The organism is Amycolatopsis sp. NPDC051045 (genome assembly GCF_040682955.1).
Classification (GTDB): Bacteria; Actinomycetota; Actinomycetes; order Mycobacteriales; family Pseudonocardiaceae; genus Amycolatopsis.
The window spans coordinates 566,628-582,324 of record NZ_JBFBCC010000002.1 but is presented as its reverse complement, the minus strand read 5'-3'; the positions used below and the strand labels follow the sequence as shown (position 1 = coordinate 582,324).

General features: G+C 70.4%; 16 protein-coding genes. 9 read left to right on the top strand and 7 right to left on the bottom strand.

The features are described 5' to 3' along the window. The first annotated feature begins 33 nt into the window (after positions 1–33). The 5 genes from AB0M80_RS06960 to AB0M80_RS06940 all read left to right on the top strand — a co-directional run bounded on the left by AB0M80_RS06960 (position 34) and on the right by AB0M80_RS06940 (position 5,463). Positions 34–1,602, top strand: coding sequence for an amino acid permease (locus tag AB0M80_RS06960; protein WP_364559975.1), 1,569 nt, complete (start codon positions 34–36; stop codon positions 1,600–1,602). 9 nt (positions 1,603–1,611) lie between these two features. Beyond that, positions 1,612–3,270, top strand: coding sequence for a choline dehydrogenase (betA, locus tag AB0M80_RS06955; protein ID WP_364559973.1), 1,659 nt, complete (start codon positions 1,612–1,614; stop codon positions 3,268–3,270). A gap of 182 nt (positions 3,271–3,452) precedes the next feature. Beyond that, the gene (locus AB0M80_RS06950) at positions 3,453–3,770 is read left to right on the top strand and encodes a bifunctional 3-phenylpropionate/cinnamic acid dioxygenase ferredoxin subunit (protein WP_364559970.1); all 318 of its coding nucleotides are present in this window, start codon (positions 3,453–3,455) and stop codon (positions 3,768–3,770) included. Further along, positions 3,767–4,900: an FAD-dependent oxidoreductase gene (locus tag AB0M80_RS06945; RefSeq protein WP_364559968.1), complete on the top strand. Its 1,134-nt coding sequence runs from the start codon at positions 3,767–3,769 to the stop codon at positions 4,898–4,900. The genes AB0M80_RS06950 and AB0M80_RS06945 overlap by 4 nt, the downstream gene beginning before the upstream one ends. A gap of 38 nt (positions 4,901–4,938) precedes the next feature. Continuing rightward, complete coding sequence (locus AB0M80_RS06940) at positions 4,939–5,463, top strand: putative immunity protein (protein ID WP_364559966.1); 525 nt, start codon at positions 4,939–4,941, stop codon at positions 5,461–5,463. A 32-nt stretch (positions 5,464–5,495) separates the two neighbouring features. Here the strand turns inward: AB0M80_RS06940 and AB0M80_RS06935 are convergent, their stop codons facing one another. The 5 genes from AB0M80_RS06935 to pdhA are packed head-to-tail and all read right to left on the bottom strand — an operon-like array spanning position 5,496 to position 10,347. Next, positions 5,496–6,482: a hypothetical protein gene (locus tag AB0M80_RS06935; RefSeq protein WP_364559963.1), complete on the bottom strand. Its 987-nt coding sequence runs from the start codon at positions 6,480–6,482 to the stop codon at positions 5,496–5,498. Continuing rightward, on the bottom strand, positions 6,479–7,027 hold the full coding sequence (locus tag AB0M80_RS06930) for a hypothetical protein (RefSeq protein ID WP_364559962.1): 549 nt from the start codon (positions 7,025–7,027) through the stop codon (positions 6,479–6,481). The genes AB0M80_RS06935 and AB0M80_RS06930 overlap by 4 nt, the downstream gene beginning before the upstream one ends. Positions 7,028–7,083: 56 nt before the next feature. Then, on the bottom strand, positions 7,084–8,274 hold the full coding sequence (locus tag AB0M80_RS06925) for a dihydrolipoamide acetyltransferase family protein (RefSeq protein ID WP_364559960.1): 1,191 nt from the start codon (positions 8,272–8,274) through the stop codon (positions 7,084–7,086). After that, a complete protein-coding gene (locus AB0M80_RS06920) occupies positions 8,267–9,262 on the bottom strand; it encodes an alpha-ketoacid dehydrogenase subunit beta (protein WP_364559957.1) in 996 nt (331 codons plus the stop codon). The genes AB0M80_RS06925 and AB0M80_RS06920 overlap by 8 nt, the downstream gene beginning before the upstream one ends. Further along, a complete protein-coding gene (gene pdhA / locus AB0M80_RS06915; protein WP_364559955.1) occupies positions 9,262–10,347 on the bottom strand; it encodes a pyruvate dehydrogenase (acetyl-transferring) E1 component subunit alpha in 1,086 nt (361 codons plus the stop codon). Before pdhA ends, AB0M80_RS06920 begins: the two co-directional genes overlap by 1 nt. A gap of 134 nt (positions 10,348–10,481) precedes the next feature. Here pdhA and AB0M80_RS06910 point away from each other — a divergent pair, with 134 nt between their 5' ends. Next, entirely contained in the window at positions 10,482–10,958 is a 477-nt protein-coding gene (locus AB0M80_RS06910; RefSeq protein ID WP_364560372.1) for an Lrp/AsnC family transcriptional regulator, read from the top strand. A 312-nt stretch (positions 10,959–11,270) separates the two neighbouring features. Continuing rightward, positions 11,271–13,862, top strand: coding sequence for an exo 1,3/1,4-beta-D-glucan glucohydrolase (locus AB0M80_RS06905; RefSeq protein WP_364559953.1), 2,592 nt, complete (start codon positions 11,271–11,273; stop codon positions 13,860–13,862). An 84-nt stretch (positions 13,863–13,946) separates the two neighbouring features. Here AB0M80_RS06905 and AB0M80_RS06900 read toward each other — a convergent pair whose 3' ends face one another. Together AB0M80_RS06900 and AB0M80_RS06895 are read right to left on the bottom strand one after the other, a co-directional pair. Continuing rightward, the gene (locus tag AB0M80_RS06900; protein ID WP_364559950.1) at positions 13,947–14,366 is read right to left on the bottom strand and encodes a hypothetical protein; all 420 of its coding nucleotides are present in this window, start codon (positions 14,364–14,366) and stop codon (positions 13,947–13,949) included. Then, positions 14,363–14,848: a hypothetical protein gene (locus AB0M80_RS06895; protein ID WP_364559947.1), complete on the bottom strand. Its 486-nt coding sequence runs from the start codon at positions 14,846–14,848 to the stop codon at positions 14,363–14,365. The genes AB0M80_RS06900 and AB0M80_RS06895 overlap by 4 nt, the downstream gene beginning before the upstream one ends. A gap of 165 nt (positions 14,849–15,013) precedes the next feature. On the opposite strand from AB0M80_RS06895, the gene AB0M80_RS06890 reads away from it, so the two are divergent. Both AB0M80_RS06890 and AB0M80_RS06885 read left to right on the top strand, forming a co-directional pair. Continuing rightward, on the top strand, positions 15,014–15,322 hold the full coding sequence (locus AB0M80_RS06890) for a hypothetical protein (RefSeq protein WP_364559944.1): 309 nt from the start codon (positions 15,014–15,016) through the stop codon (positions 15,320–15,322). Between the two features lie 73 nt (positions 15,323–15,395). After that, entirely contained in the window at positions 15,396–15,680 is a 285-nt protein-coding gene (locus tag AB0M80_RS06885) for a helix-turn-helix transcriptional regulator (RefSeq protein WP_364559942.1), read from the top strand. Positions 15,681–15,697 lie beyond the last annotated feature (17 nt).

The window sequence follows — 15,697 nt, the reverse complement described above, 5'->3', positions numbered from 1 at the left end:
AGGATCCCTCCCCCACCACGTGAGGACGTTGCCATGACCACGCAAGAAAAGCCGGCGGGCGGGGGGCCTGCCCCGGACGACCGTTCCGACCTCGAGAAGTTCGGCTACCGCCAGGAGCTCGAACGTTCCCTCGGCTCCTTCTCCAGCTTCGCCGCCGGGTTCTCCTACATCTCGATCATGACCGGCGTGTTCCAGTTGTTCTTCTTCGGCTTCGCCTCGGGCGGACCGGCGTTCATCTGGACCTGGCCGCTGGTCTTCCTGGGCCAGCTCGCCGTCGCGCTCTGTTTCGCCGAGCTCGCCGGCCAGTTCCCGCTCGCCGGCTCGGTGTACCAGTGGGCCAAGCAGATCGCGAAACCCGCGACGTCGTGGCTGGCCGGCTGGATCATGATCATCGGTGCCATCGTCACGGCCGGCGCCGTCGCGGTCGCCTACCAGATCATCCTGCCGCAGGTCTCGACCGCGTTCCAGATCGTCGGCAGCGACTCCGACGCCGGCCTGACCTCGACGCCCGGCGGCGCGCAGAACGCCATCCTGCTGGCCCTGGTGCTGGTCGTGTTCGCCACGATCGTGAACGTCATCGGGGTGAAGCTGATGGCGAAGATCAACAACTTCGGCGTCGCGGTGGAACTGTCCGCGGTCATCCTGCTGATCATCGCGCTGGCGATCCACGTCAAACGCGGCCCGCAGGTCGTCCTGGAGACGCACGGCACGGGTGAGGGTCACTCACTCGGGTACCTCGGGGCGTTCCTGGTGGCGTCGCTGATGAGCGCGTACGTGTTCTACGGCTTCGACACCGCGGGCTCGCTCGCCGAAGAAACCACCCAGCCGCGCAAGCACGCGCCGCGCGCGATCCTGCGGGCGATCACGGCGTCGTTCATCGTCGGCGGCCTGGTGATGCTGGTCGGCATGATGGCCGTCGGCGACCTGGGCGCCGAAGAGCTGAGCACGTCCGGCATGCCGTACCTGCTGAAGAGCACGCTCGGCACCGGGCTGGGCAACGCCTTCCTCATCTGCTCGGCGATCGCGATCACGGTGTGCTGCCTCGCCGTGCAGACGGCGGCGATCCGGATGGCCTGGGCGATGGCCCGCGACGGGCGGCTGCCGTTCAGCAAGGCGATGGCGAAGGTGTCGCCGCGGTCGAAGACGCCGGTGCTGCCCGCGCTGCTCACCGGTGGCCTCACCGTCGTGGTGCTGCTGATCAACCTCGGCAACCAGCGGGCGTTCTTCATCCTGACCTCGACCGCGATCATCCTGTTCTACATCCCCTACCTGATGGTCACCGGCCCGATGCTGCTGCGCCGGCTGCGCGGGCAGTGGCCGCGGCCGGGCCACGGCCCGTACTTCAAGCTGGGCCGCTGGGGCACGCTGGTGAACCTGGTCGCGGTCGTCTACGGCGGAGCCATGACGATCAACCTGATCTGGCCGCGGGCCGAGGTCTACGGCTCCGACCACTGGTACTTCCAGTGGGGCGCAGTGATCGTCACCGGGCTGATCGTGCTCATCGGCGCGATAATGCTGTACGTCCGGCGGCGCACCTGGGGCTCGGCCCACACCAGCCCCGAGCACATGCCCGACGCGACCCCGGATTCCCTGCCCGGCTGAGGAGGCCCCATGAGCACCGAAACCTACGACTTCGTCATCGTCGGCGGTGGTTCGGCGGGCTGCGCGCTGGCGAACCGGCTGTCCGCCGACCCGGCGAACAAGGTCCTCGTCCTGGAGGCCGGCCGGTCGGACTACAAGTGGGACGTCTTCATCCACATGCCGGCCGCGCTGACGTTCCCGATCGGGTCGAAGTTCTACGACTGGTGCTACCGCAGCGAACCCGAGCCGCACATGAACCGGCGTCGCATCTACCACGCGCGCGGCAAGGTGCTCGGCGGGTCGTCCAGCATCAACGGGATGATCTTCCAGCGCGGCAACCCGATGGACTACGAACGCTGGGCGAGCGACCCCGGGATGTCCACTTGGGACTACGCGCACTGCCTGCCGTACTTCAACCGCATGGAGAACTGCCTCGCCGATCGGCCGGAGGGGCAGTGGCGCGGCCACGACGGGCCGCTCGAGCTGGAGCGCGGCCCGGCGTCGAACCCGTTGTTCACCGCCTTCTTCGACGCCGCCGAGGAAGCGGGTTACCCGCGCACCGACGACGTCAACGGCTACCGGCAGGAGGGCTTCGCGGCCTTCGACCGGAACGTCCGGAAAGGACGGCGGCTGTCGGCGGCCGGCGCCTACCTGCACCCGGTGCTGGACCGGCCCAACCTCACGGTGAAGACCCGCGCGTTCGTGTCACAGGTCCTCTTCGACGGCACCCGCGCGGTCGGCGTCGAGTACTCGCAGGGCCGGGGCGTGCCGGGTGAGGTGTACGGCAAGGAGATCATCCTCTGCGGCGGCGCGATCAACACCCCGCAGCTGCTGCAGCTGTCGGGCGTCGGGAACGCCGCGGAGCTGGAGAAACTCGGCATCGACGTCGTGAAGGACCTGCCGGGTGTCGGCGAGAACCTGCAGGACCACCTGGAGGTGTACATCCAGTACGCCTGCAAGCAGCCGGTGTCGATGCAGCCGTCGCTGGCGAAGTGGAAGCGGCCCTACATCGGCGCGCAGTGGCTGTTCCTGCGGTCCGGGCCGGCCGCCACCAACCACTTCGAGGGCGGCGGGTTCGTCCGGTCTAACGACGAGGTGAAGTACCCGAACCTGATGTTCCACTTCCTGCCGGTGGCGATCCGCTACGACGGTTCGGCGCCCACGGAAGGGCACGGCTACCAGGTGCACGTCGGTCCGATGTACGCCGACACCCGCGGCTCGGTGAAGATCACCTCGACCGACCCGCGGCAGCACCCGGCGATCAAGTTCAACTACCTGTCGACCGAGAACGACCGCCGCGAATGGGTCGAGGCCGTGCGGGTGGCGCGGAAGATCCTCAACCAGCCCGCGCTGGAGCCGTACAACGGCGGGGAGATCTCGCCGGGGCCGTCGGTGGAAACCGACGAGGAGATCCTCGACTGGGTCGCGAAGGACGCAGAAACCGCGCTGCACCCGTCCTGCACGACGAAGATGGGCGTGGACGACAGGTCCGTCGTCGACCCGCAGAGCATGCGGGTGCACGGCACCGAGGGCCTGCGCGTGGTCGACGCGTCGGTGATGCCCTACATCACCAACGGCAACATCTACGCGCCGGTGATGATGACCGCCGAGAAGGCCGCCGACCTGATCCTCGGCAACACCCCGCTCGCCCCGATCAAGCTGCCGTTCTACCGGCACGGGGAGAACTAGCCCGGACGTCGCAGCGCCCGTACCGCCATCCTCGGTACGGGCCTTCGGCGTGCCCGGATACTCGTTACCGGGTAACGGAAACTACCCGGGCGTACCCCCTTGACGACGCCCTTCACGGGATTCAGACTTTGTTGCGGATCACAGTTGATGTTCCCCAATGCGCAACAGGACTCGGAGGCGGCATGATTCGCGCGTGCACGGTGGACGAGCTGCCACCCGGTGAGTCCGTCCGCATCCCGGGGCCGCCCGCCATCGCGGTGTTCAACGCCGACGGGGAGCTGTACGCCATCGACGACACGTGCACCCACCAGGACGCCTCCCTGGCCGACGGCTGGCTCGAAGGCTGCTTCGTCGAGTGCCCGCTGCACGCGGCGCTGTTCGACCTGCGCACCGGCCTGCCGACCTGCCTGCCGGCGAAGGACCCGGTGCGCACGTACGCCGTGGTCGTCGACGAGGGTGTCGTCTACGTCCGGAACGCGGCGAACGAGGATGCTGCGTGAAGCGCGTCGCGGTCGTCGGCGCCTCGCTCGCCGGGGTCCGCGCGGCCCAGGAGCTGCGCGCACAGGGGTACGACGGCGGTGTCGTGCTGATCGGCGACGAGCCGCACCTGCCCTACGACCGGCCGCCGCTGTCGAAGGCCTTCCTGGCCGGAACGGCTTCGCGCGAGTCGCTGGACCTGCTCGACGCCGGTGACCTGGCGTCCCTGGCGCTGGACTTCCGGCTCGGCGTCCGGGCGACGGCGCTGGAGCCGGCCGACCGGCGCGTACTCCTTTCGGACGGCACCTCGGTGCACGCGGACGGCGTCGTGATCGCCACCGGCGGCCGCGCGCGCACGCTGCCGGGCTTCGAAGGCGCCCACACGCTGCGAACCGTCGACGACGCCCTAGCGTTGCGCGCGGCTTTGGTGCCCGGGGCGCGGGTGGTGATCGTCGGAGCGGGGTTCATCGGGGCCGAGGTGGCCTCGACCTGCCGTTCGCTGGGTCTGGACGTGGTGGTCCTGGAAGCTTTGGCCGCACCGTTGGCGCCGGTGCTGGGCTCTCGCCTGGCGGCCGTCTGTGCCCGGCTGCACGCCGACCACGGCACGGACCTGCGTTGCGGCGTGTCGGCGACGGGCATGGACGCGGCGGGCGTCCGCCTGGCCGACGGTTCGCTCGTCCCCGCCGACGTGGTCGTGGTCGGCGTCGGGATGACTCCGGCGACCGAGTGGCTGGCGGGCTCGGGTTTGAAGGTCGGCAACGGCGTCCACACCGACGCCGGGCTGGTGACGGAGCTGCCCCAGGTCGTCGCGGTGGGCGACGTGGCCCGGTACGGGGGGCGGCGGCACGAGCACTGGACGAACGCGTCGGAGCAGGCGCCGGTCGCGGTGGCCAACCTGCTGGCCGGGCACAGCGGGCAGTCTTATCTGCCCAGTGGATACGTCTGGTCGGACCAGTATTCGGGGACCTTGCAGCTGGCCGGGCACCCGCGTCCGGACGACACGCTTTCGTTCGTGGACGGCGACCCTTCGTCGGCTTCGTTCGTGGCGACGTTCTCGCGGGACGGCGCGACGGTCGGGGTCTTCGCCCTGAACAACGCGAAGCTGTTCAACCGCGTGCGCCGGCAAGCCCTGCGCCGCCCGGCCACCGTCTGAAAGTCTCAACCGGACTTTCAAAGATACGCTTCACCCACATGGAACTGAGTCTTGACGAACTCCGGGCCTTGACGGGCTGGGCCGCGGCCTGCGCGGCCCGGGTCCTGCCGCTGGTTCCGGACGACCCACGCCCGGCCGCGGCGATCTCGGCAGCGCGGGAATTCGCTTCGGGCGCTCCACGCACCCAGGCCCTGCGCACGGCGGCGTGGGACGCATTGGCGGCGGCAGGCGCGGCTACCGATCCGGCAGCTTCGGCGGCGGCGCGCGCGGCAGTCGGGGCAGCGGGTGCCGCCTACCTGCATCCCCTGGCGTCGCCACACCAGGTGAAGCACATCGTCGGCCCGGCCCAGCAGGCAGCGTTGGCGCGCGAACTGGCGGGCGGTTCCGCGGAGGCGGAGATCGAGTGGGCGCTCTCGCAGGCCCCACCCGAGGTGAGCACCCTCCTGCGTCGCTTCCCACCGGGCAAACCGGGCAAAACCCGTCTCGGCGACCTCCACCGCCAATTAGAAGCAGCCCTCCGCGCCGACACGACCCGTGACGGAGAAGGCATCACCCGCGCTTGAGAGGGCACCGGTGAAGCCCGGCTGGTCACGGGCTAGAGGGCGAGTTCGTCCAGGTCGGACTCCAGGCGGGCTCGCCAGGTCCACCGGCGCTCGGTCGTGTCGGTCCCCTCGGCCGCCGGCGGGCCCAGCGGGAGTGCCTGGTCGGTGACGCCGAACGTCACCCGGTACGCCAGCACCGACGCCGCCGTCCGGATCCACGCGTCGCCCGACGTGCCGGACGGCGGGGCGACGCCCAGCGCGTGGCCGAACCACATCGGCAGCAGCGCGTCCGAGCCGAGCGCGTCGGTGATCCGGGTCCGCAGCCGCACCTGCAGGTCGTGCCACGCACGTTCGGCGCGCTCCAGCTGCGGCACCACCCGCGCCTGGACCGCGTCCGCCTCGCGCAACGCCAGCCGCGCCGTCTCCGCCGCCGCCGAAGCCGCCGGGATCTCCTCGTCCAGCAGCGTGCGGCGCCGCGTCGCCAGTGCGCGCAGCCGCGACTCCGCGTCCCCGCGGGCCCGGGACGCCCGGTCCGTCGACGCCAAGACGCCGATGACGGCCAGCAGGTCGGCATCGCAGCGGGAAAGCGCCGACCGCACCGCGTCCAGGTGCGCGATCTCCTGCTCGTGCCGGGCGCGCTGCTCCTTCGTGACCAGTTCTTTGTGCAGGTCGTCCCAGCGCGCCGCCTCCGCCGCGAGCGCCCGGGTCTCCGCGCCGACGTCGTCGAGGTCCGCCCGCGGCACCCCGTCGGCCACGCGCACCGCGCGCTCCAACGCCCGGACCTGCTGCTGCAGCCGTTCCAGCTGCCGGCCGAGCAAGTCGAGCCGGTCCTCTTGCCGGTGCGCGCCGCCGCTTTCGAGCCGCTCGGTCAGATTGGCGACGTCCTGCCGCAAGCGGTCGTCGGTCTCCTCGACGGCGGTGCGGAGCCCGTCGACCGCCGCGAACAGCTCGTCGAGGTCACGCCGCGCCGGGTCGACGGCGTCCGCGTACTCCTGGGAGAACTCCGGATCGTCGCCGTAGGTCGCGTAGCCGTGGCTCACGGGATCCGGCTTTCCCGCCACAACAGCGCGACCGTGCCCGCGACCCCCAGCGCCGCCAGGATCGTGCAGACGACGGCCGCGGACCACGGGAGCAGCGCTCCGGCCAGCACCGCGGCCGTGCCGGCGCCCGCCCACGCCGCCCGCGTCCGCTCGCGGATCACGTTCCCGGCCCGGCGCACCGGGCCGAAGCCGATCCACAGCCCCGCGGCGAACAGCGGCACCAGCACGAGCAGCCACACCGGCGAAAGCACTTCGAACAGCACCAGCGCCCCGGCGGCCAGCGGCACCAGCACGGGCGCGGCGGCGAACCAGACGACCGCGCGCTGCGTCGTCGCGTGCCGGGCTTCGAGCTCGGCGTCGGCGAGCCGGTGCGCGGCCTGGTCGTACGCCAGCTCGGCGTCGAGCAGCCGGTGGGCCGTCGCCACGAGCTCGTCCATCGCTTCGACGTCACCCGGCGGCGGCGCCAGCCCGTCCCGCAGGTCCTGCTTGAGCCGGGCGACGCGCCCCTCCGCGAGGTCGCGGTCGTGCTGGGCCGGAGTCGTCACAAAACCACTTTAAGTGCCACCACCGGCACCACCCGGCCAATGCGGCCGGTGAGTCGTCACAGGTCGCCGAGGGCGGTGACCGGTGACTCCACGCAGTCGGCGACGAAGCGCAGGAACCCGCCGGCCGTGCCGCCGTCGCACACGCGGTGGTCGAACGCCAGCGTCAGCTCGCAGACCTTCCTGACCACCAGGGCACCGTCGACGACCCACGGCCGGTCGATGATCCGGCCGATACCGAGGATGGCCGCCTCCGGGTGGTTGATGATCGCGGCCGAGCCGTCGACGCCGAAGACGCCGTAGTTGTTCACCGTGAAGGTGCCACCGGTGAGGTCCGCGGGCGCGAGCTTGCCGTCCCGGGCGGTCCGGGCGCGCTCGCCGATCGCCGCCGACAGGTCCCGGGTGGACAGTTCGCCCGCGTCCCGCACGACCGGCACGACCAGGCCGCGGTCGGTCTGCGCGGCGAAGCCGAGGTGGATCTTGTCCAGCAGCACGATCTCGTCGCCCTCGACGCGCGAGTTCAGCTCGGGATACCGGCGAAGGCCCGCGACGACGAAGCGCGCGATCAACCCGAGCAGGCTGACCGGCCGGTCCGGCTTGGCGTTCAAGGCCGCGCGAGCGGCGACCAGCTCGGTCGCGTCGACGTCCACCCACACCGTGGCCTCGGGAATTTCGCGCCGCGACGTCGTCAGCTTGTCGGCGACGGCCTTGCGCACGCCGGTGAGCGGGATCCGTTTGCCGTTCGAGACGGGCTTCTTCATCGCCGCCTCGACGTCCGCACGGCGGATGATGCCGTCCGCGCCGGTGGCGGTGACCTTCGCGAGGTCGATCCCGTTGTCGGCGGCCAGCTTCCGGACGAACGGCGAAATCACGCCGGGCGCCTGCTTCGGCCGGGTGGGCGCGGGCGCGGTGGTGCTCACCGGACGCCGCGAGCGCTTGCGCCGGGTCGTGGGCGCGGTGCCGTAACCGATGAGGACGTTGCCGCTGCCCGAAGATGTCGTGACCCCGGGTTCGGCGAACCCGCCGACGCTCAGCAGCGGCGCCCCGACCGGCAACAGCTGGCCCGGCTCGCCGTGCAGGGCGGACACCACGCCGGCGAACGGCACCGGCACCTCGACCGCCGCCTTCGCCGTCTCGACCTCGACGACGACCTGGTCGACCTCGACGGTGTCGCCGACCTTGACGCGCCAGTCCACGATCGCCGCCTCGGTCAGGCCTTCGCCGAGGTCCGGCAGCAGGAAGTCAGGCACCGGCCACCACCGGGGTGTCGTCCCACTGCAGGCGCGCGATCGTGTCGAGGATCCGGTCGACGTCCGGCAGCTGGTGGCGCTCGAGCTTCGGCGCCGGGTACGGGATGTCGAGCCCGGTCACCCGCAGGACGGGCGCGTGCAGCTGGTGGAAGCACTGCTCGGTGACACGCGCGACGACCTCGGCGCCGTAGCCGCCGAAGCCCGCGGCCTCGTGCACGACGACCGCCCGCCCGGTGCGGCGCACGGAAGCCGTCACCGTCTCGTCGTCGAACGGCGAAAGCGAGCGGAGGTCGACGACCTCGACGTCCCAGCCCTCGGCCGTCGCCGCTTCGGCGGTCTCCAGCGCCGTGGCGACCATCGGGCCGTAGGCGATGAGGGTGACGTCCTTGCCGTCGCGCCGGACCACGGCCTGGTCCATGGCGGGGCCGGTGCGGGTGAAGGTGACCTCTTCGCTCGACCAGTAGCGGCACTTCGGTTCGAGGAAGATCACCGGGTCCGGGGACTCGATGGCGTCGCGAAGCAGGTCGTAGGCGTCCTGCGCGGTGCCCGGCGTGACGACGCGCAGACCCGGCGTGTGGGTGTAGTAGGCCTCGCTGGAGTCGCAGTGGTGCTCGACGCCGCCGATGCCGCCGGCGTAGGGCACGCGGATGACCATCGGCAGCGAGAGCGCGCCGCGGGTGCGGTTGCGCAGCTTCGCCACGTGCGAGGTGATCTGCTCGAACGCCGGGTACGCGAAGGCGTCGAACTGCATTTCGACGACCGGGCGGAAGCCGCCCATCGCCATCCCGACGGCGAACCCGACGATGCCGGACTCCGCCAGCGGGGTGTCGAAGCAGCGGTCCTCGCCGAAGTCGGCGGTGATGCCGTCGGTGACGCGGAAGACGCCGCCGAGCGTGCCGACGTCCTCGCCGAACACGAGCACCCGGTCGTCGTCCTTGAGGGCGTCCCGCAGGGCCGCGTTGAGCGCCTGCGCCATGGTGGTCGTCATCAGGCCTCCAGTTCGGCTGCGAGGGCGGCCCGCTGGGCGTGGAGCTGGCGGGTCGGTTCGGCGTAGACGTGGTCGAACAGCGACAGCGGGTCGAGCTCGGGCTCGGCGTTCAGGGTGTCGCGGACGGACTGCGCGAACACCTCGGCATCGGCCGCGAACTGCCCGATTTCGTTGTCCTGCAGGAGGTTCTCGGCCTTGAGGTAGGTTTCGAGCCGCTTGAGCGGGTCCGCTTCGCGCCATTTCGCGACTTCTTCGGCGTCGCGGTAGCGGGTGGCGTCGTCGGCGTTGGTGTGGGCGTCGATGCGGTAGGTGTGGGCCTCGACGAGCACCGGCCCGTGGCCTTCGCGGGCGTGCCGGACGGCGTCGCCGAGGACGGCGAGCACGGCGACGGCGTCGTTGCCGTCGACCTGCTCCGAGCGCATGCCGTAGCCGATTCCCTTGTACGCCAGCGCGGCCGCGGCGCTCTGCTTCTCGAACGGCACCGAGATGGCGAAGCGGTTGTTCTGCACGAAGAACACCACCGGCGCTTTGAAGACGGCCGCGAAGTTGAGCGCTTCGTGGAAGTCGCCTTCGCTGGTGGCGCCGTCCCCGATGAGCGCGAGCGCGACGGCGTCTTCGCCGCGTCGCTGCATCGCGTGCGCCAGCCCGGCGGCGTGCAGGGTCTGCGTCGCGAGCGGAGTGCACTGAGGTGCTACGCGCGTCTCAACCGGGTTGTAGCCGCAGTGCGCGTCGCCGCGAAGCAGCGTCAGCACTTCGCCGGGCTTCAGGCCGCGGGCGACGAGGGCGACCGAGTCACGGTAGGTCGGGAAGAGCCAGTCCTGTCGGGCCAGGACGAGCGCGGCGGCGACCTGGCAGGCCTCCTGGCCCGCGCTGGAGGGGTAGACGGCGAGGCGGCCCTGCTTGGTGAGCGCGGTCGCCTGGACGTCGAACCGCCGGCCCAGGACCATCAGCCGGTAGGCCTCCTTGAGCAGGCCGTCCGCGGGTGCGGCGTACCCACCGGGCTCTTGCGCGCGGCTCCCGTCCTCGGCGACGAACCGCACCGGGGCTGCGGACGGCAGCAGGGTCTCCGAAGGCACCACAGCCATGACGCACACCACCTCTCCCAGACATATGATGCTGAAATGGTGGTTCGCCGCGGTGTTGTGTTCAAGGGTTGGCGGAAATGAGCGACAAAGGGTCTCTCCCAAGGTCCTCTGGCGACCAAACGTCCAAAGGTGTCCTGGCTCACGGCGGTCTGACGGGACGAACGGTCCCGGCGTTGGACGACGTCGACCGGGCGATGCTGGCGGAACTGTCCGCGGACGGCCGCTTGGCGGTGCGCGCACTGGCGGAACGCCTGCACATCTCGCGCACGAACGCGTACGCGCGCCTGGAGCGCCTGATGACGGAGGGCGTGATCACGGGCTTCGGCGCGCGGATCGACCCGCGCCGCGCAGGCCTGGGCACTTCGGCGTACATCATGGTGACGGTGGAGCAGACGTCCTGGCGCACGATGGCGACGGACCTCCACGAAATCCCGTACGTCGACCACGTGGCCCTGGTCGGCGGCGATTTCGACATCCTCCTGCTGGTCCGGACGCCGGACAACACGACGTTGCGCGACGTGGTACTGGAGCGGCTGCAGGCACTGGAAGGGGTGCGGTCGACCCGGACGTGGCTGATCTTCGAGGAGCTACCGGGCTCGGTGCTCGGCTGACCCCGCGCTCAGGACGCCGCCGGAACGCGCCGCCGGACCACCGGGCGAACGACCGGTGGTCGACCGGGCAAAACCGTTGCCCGCGAGCGCCCTTGCCCGTTACCACCCCACCCGCTAGACAGGACGGCGCGTGGCAGGTCGCCGGACGACTCTTATTTTATGTCGAGAAATAACTACCCCGCAACCTATTGACGCAGTCCCCGCCGCCGGTGAGGATCGGCCGGTCCGCCGTTCATCGCAGAATGGACCAGACCCATGGCCAGAAGATCCCGCGCGTGGACCCGTGCGCGCCGAAGTTCGCTCGTCACGCTGATGAGCCTCAGCTTGCTGGGCGGGGTCGCGCAGGCGACACCGGCCCAGGCCGCCGAGCCGCCGCAGCCCGTCATCGGCCAGCCCGCCAAGGACAAGGACGGCTGCGCCAAGATCGAGAAGAGCCTGCCCACCCTCGCGGACTGGCCGAAGGTCGACAGCCGGCTCAAGGGGAAGGCCGGCGACGAGCAGCGGGTCGCCGAAATCCTCAAGGGCATGACGCTCGAGGAAAAAGTCGGGCAGATGACGCAGCCCGAGATCGCCGCCATCACCCCCGACGAGGTCCGCCAGTACGCCATCGGCTCGGTCCTCAACGGCGGCGGCTCGTGGCCCGGCGCGAACAAGCACGCCACCCAGCAGGACTGGCTGAACCTGGCCGACGCCTACTGGAACGCCTCCAAGACGAGCCGCACAAAGGTCCCCGTCATCTGGGGCATCGACGCCGTGCACGGCAACAACAACGTCTACGGCGCCACCGTCTTCCCGCACAACATCGGCCTCGGCGCCGCGCACGACCCGTGCCTGGTCCGCGACGTCGCCGGCGCCACCGCCCGGCAAATCCGCGCCACCGGCCAGGACTGGGCCTTCTCCCCGACGCTGGCCGTCGTCCAGGACGACCGCTGGGGCCGCACCTACGAAGGCTTCTCCGAGGACCCGCGCATCACCCGCGCCTACGGCTTCGAGGCCATCAACGGCCTCCAGGACGGCGCCACCAAGCGCATCGGCTACAACGGCGTGATCGCCACCGCCAAGCACTTCATCGGCGACGGCGGCACCCTCAACGGCCAGGACCAGGGCGTCAACCCCTCGTCCGAAGCGGACATGATCAACATCCACGGCCAGGGCTACTACGGCGCACTCGCCGCCGGCTCCCAGACCGTGATGGTGTCGTTCAACAGCTGGACCAACGCCGACCTCGGCATCAACGAGGGCAAGCTGCACGGCAGTGACAAGGCGCTGAACCAGATCCTCAAGGGCAAGATCGGCTTCGACGGCCTGGTCGTGTCCGACTGGAACGGCATCGGCCAGGTCACCGGCTGCACGAACTCCTCGTGCCCGCAGGCGATCAACGCCGGCATCGACATCGTGATGGTGCCGAACGACTGGAAGGCGTTCATCACCAACACCGTCGCCCAGGTGCAGAGCGGCCAGATCCCGATGGCCCGCATCGACGACGCGGTCACCCGCATCCTGCGCGTCAAGCTGCGCGACGGCCTGTTCGAGTCGCAGAAGCCGTCCGACCGCTCCTACGCCAACTCCGACGAGGCGCTGAAGGACAACTGGCTGGCCCGCGACGCCGTCCGCGAGTCGCAGACGCTGCTGAAGAACAACGGCAACGTGCTGCCGCTCAAGCCTGCGTCGAAGGTACTGGTCGTCGGCAAGAGCGCCGACAACATCCAGAACCAGACCGGCGGCTGGACGCTCAGCTGGCAGGGCACCGGCAACACCAACGCCGACTTCCCGAACGCCACGTCGATCCTGACCGGCATCAAGCAGAACCTGGGCGACGCCAACGTCACGTTCGACGCCACCGGGACCGTCGACCCCAAGGGTTACGACGCGGTCATCGCCGTCATCGGTGAGACGCCGTACGCCGAGGGCGTCGGCGACCTGACCCGCAAGACGCTCGAGGCGGCGAAGCTCTACCCCGAGGACCTGGCCGTGCTGGACAAGGTCAGCGGCAAGGGCACCCCGGTCGTCACCGTGTACGTCGGCGGCCGCCCGCTGTACATGAACAAGGAGATCAACCGCTCCGACGCGTTCGTCGCGGCCTGGCTGCCCGGCACCGAGGGCGGCGGCGTCGCGGACATGCTGGTCAAGGGCAAGGACGGGACCGGCTACCGGGGCACGCTGTCCTACTCGTGGCCGAAGAGCGCGTGCCAGACGCCGCTCAACCCGTGGTCGCCGAACTACGACCCGCTGTTCAAGCTCGGCTACGGCCTCAAGTCCGGGCAGCGCGCCACGGTCGGGCCGCTCGACGAGACGGCCGGCCCGGCGTCCTGCACCGCCACCGGCGGCGGTGGGACCGCGACCGAGGACCTCGCACTGTTCGACCGCACCGACGTGCCGCCGTACACCAGCCAGATCGGCTCGGCGGAGAACTGGGGCGGCACCGTGATCGGCCCGGACGCCACGGCGGCGCACAGCGAGATCAACGTGGTGCCGGCGGACGTCAACGTGCAGGCCGACGGTCTGAAGACGACCTGGACGGGCACCGGCCCGGCTCAGCTCTACATGCAGAACACGGCGGGCACGAACGACCTGCGCGGCTACCTCAACGCGGACGCGGCGCTGGAGTTCGACACGATCGTGCACCAGGCACCGGCCAACCGGACGGTGCTCAGCATGCACTGCGTCTACCCGTGCTTCTCCGAGGTGAACGCGACGAAGCTGTTCACCGATCTGGCGGGCGGCGTGAAGACGACGGTGAAGATCCCGGTGTCCTGCTTCGACAACGGGCTGGACTTCGAGCACATCAACACCCCGTTCCTCGTCTACACCGACGGCCCGTTCTCGGCTTCGTTCGCGAACGTGCGGTGGGTGCCGAAGGGGGCGAAGGATCCTGACGCGAGAACCTGTTCGAGCTTGACCTGACGGCGAACCGGGCCGGGAGCGCACTTCGCTCCCGGCCCGGTTCGTTTTTCGGCCTGCACGCGAGGTCGTCCAGGCGTGGGCCGGTCAATGCTGCACGCCGTAGGACTTCTGGCACGGATAGCCGTCGCCGGTGGCCGACCAGCTCGCCGGGTAACCGTTCTGCGCCCAGGCCGCGTACGCCTGCGGGTAGGTGTAGCCGCGGGCGCGCAGCCACTGGCACGGCGTCTGACCGGGGGCGGGAGTGAGGGTGATCCACGGTTGTGAGCCGACCCAGCCCGGCTCCGCGTACCACTGACTCGACGCGGCAACCCCTTTCGGCGCGACGTAAACGGTCTGCGGCGGAGGCACGACGACGGTTTGCGGAACCGGCGCGGTGACGGTTGCGGTCGACGCCGGAGCCGGAGCCTGGCCGCGCGAAAAAGTCTGCGGCAACCCGCACCCGGCAAGGACGAGCGCGGCCGAAACGGCGGCGGTTGTCCGAAGTGTACGCATGACGATCCTCATTTCGTCCGGGTCATGTGGCTGCCGACGATGGCGCCACCCGAGACGGTGTAGGTGCCGGAAAACGTCCGGGTGCTGCCATCGATCTGAAGCGCCGCCAGCACCACCCGCACCGTGCTGCCGCGGACGTCCGTGACGGTCAGGGTGTCCCACGAGGTCGTCGCGAAACCGTTGACGTACCGGAGGTATCCGCCACCACCCGCGAGGCTGCGGCCGCCGAGGGCCCACGCCGTGGCGAAGTCACGGCGGTTGATCGCGTCGTAGTACGCGATGACCGTGCGGGCTTCCGCGGTTTCCGAAGGCACGACGAAAACCGGTGGCTGGACGTACACCGTCTGCGGCGCGGGCACCGCGATCGTCGCCGTGCTCGTGACCGGCGCCTGTGGCGTCACCGGGACCGGCACCCCGGCCACCGGGGTGCCACATGCCGCCGCGCCCACCAGAATCAGGGCGGCGACGGCGATTACGGTCGCCTTCACGGCCATCACCTTCTTCCGTGTCCGTTCCCTGAAGTCGGCCGCCGGGCGGATTCCGCACCGGTTCCCGCGAACCGCGGCGCAAGCGTTACCAGGCTCGCCGAGCCGGGCAGGGGCTGGGCGACGTCGTCCGGGCGTGGGCCGATCGACGCAGCACGCCGCAGGCCGCGATTCATGGTCACCATTCCCCGATTCCGTGCTGGTACCCTGGAAAAGGCGGAGAGGGTGGTTCTCATGATCCGCAAGCGGAAGACGACGATTCTCGTGCTCGCCGTGATCGCGGGGCTGGCGGCCGCCGGGTTGAGTGCCGGCGCGGCCCGGCAGACCGGCCCGGCCGGTGACCCGGCTCGGCCGGGCGAGCCGGAAACCGCGGTGGAACACCGCAACACCCAGGGGCCGGCCGTGGTCGACCGCCATTGGACCCCCGACCGCTTCCGGCAGGCGGAGGAAAACATGCGCCACCAAACCGGCCCGTCGGATTAGGCGTATCTGCACCCACACACCCGTCCTCCTCTCGGTGAGCGAATTTCACCGCCATTCCGGTCGGGGGGACGAGATGAACGGCGAGCGCCCGGACGACGATTTCGCGACGCTCGAACGCCGGCGGGACCAGGTGGTGGCACGGATCGAGCGGTTGAGCCACCGGGAGCGCGAGATCCTCGTGCTCCTCGGCCACGGCCTGTCCAACCGCGGGATCGCCCGCCGGCTCGGTATCAGCGAGCGCACGGTGAAGTTCCACGTCAGCAACGTCCTGACCAAACTGCGCGTGGAATCCCGGCTGCAGGCCGGCTCGATCGCCTCCCTGCTCATCGCCCGGCCGGAGCCGCCCGGCGTCGCCTGAACGGCGCAACTCCAAGG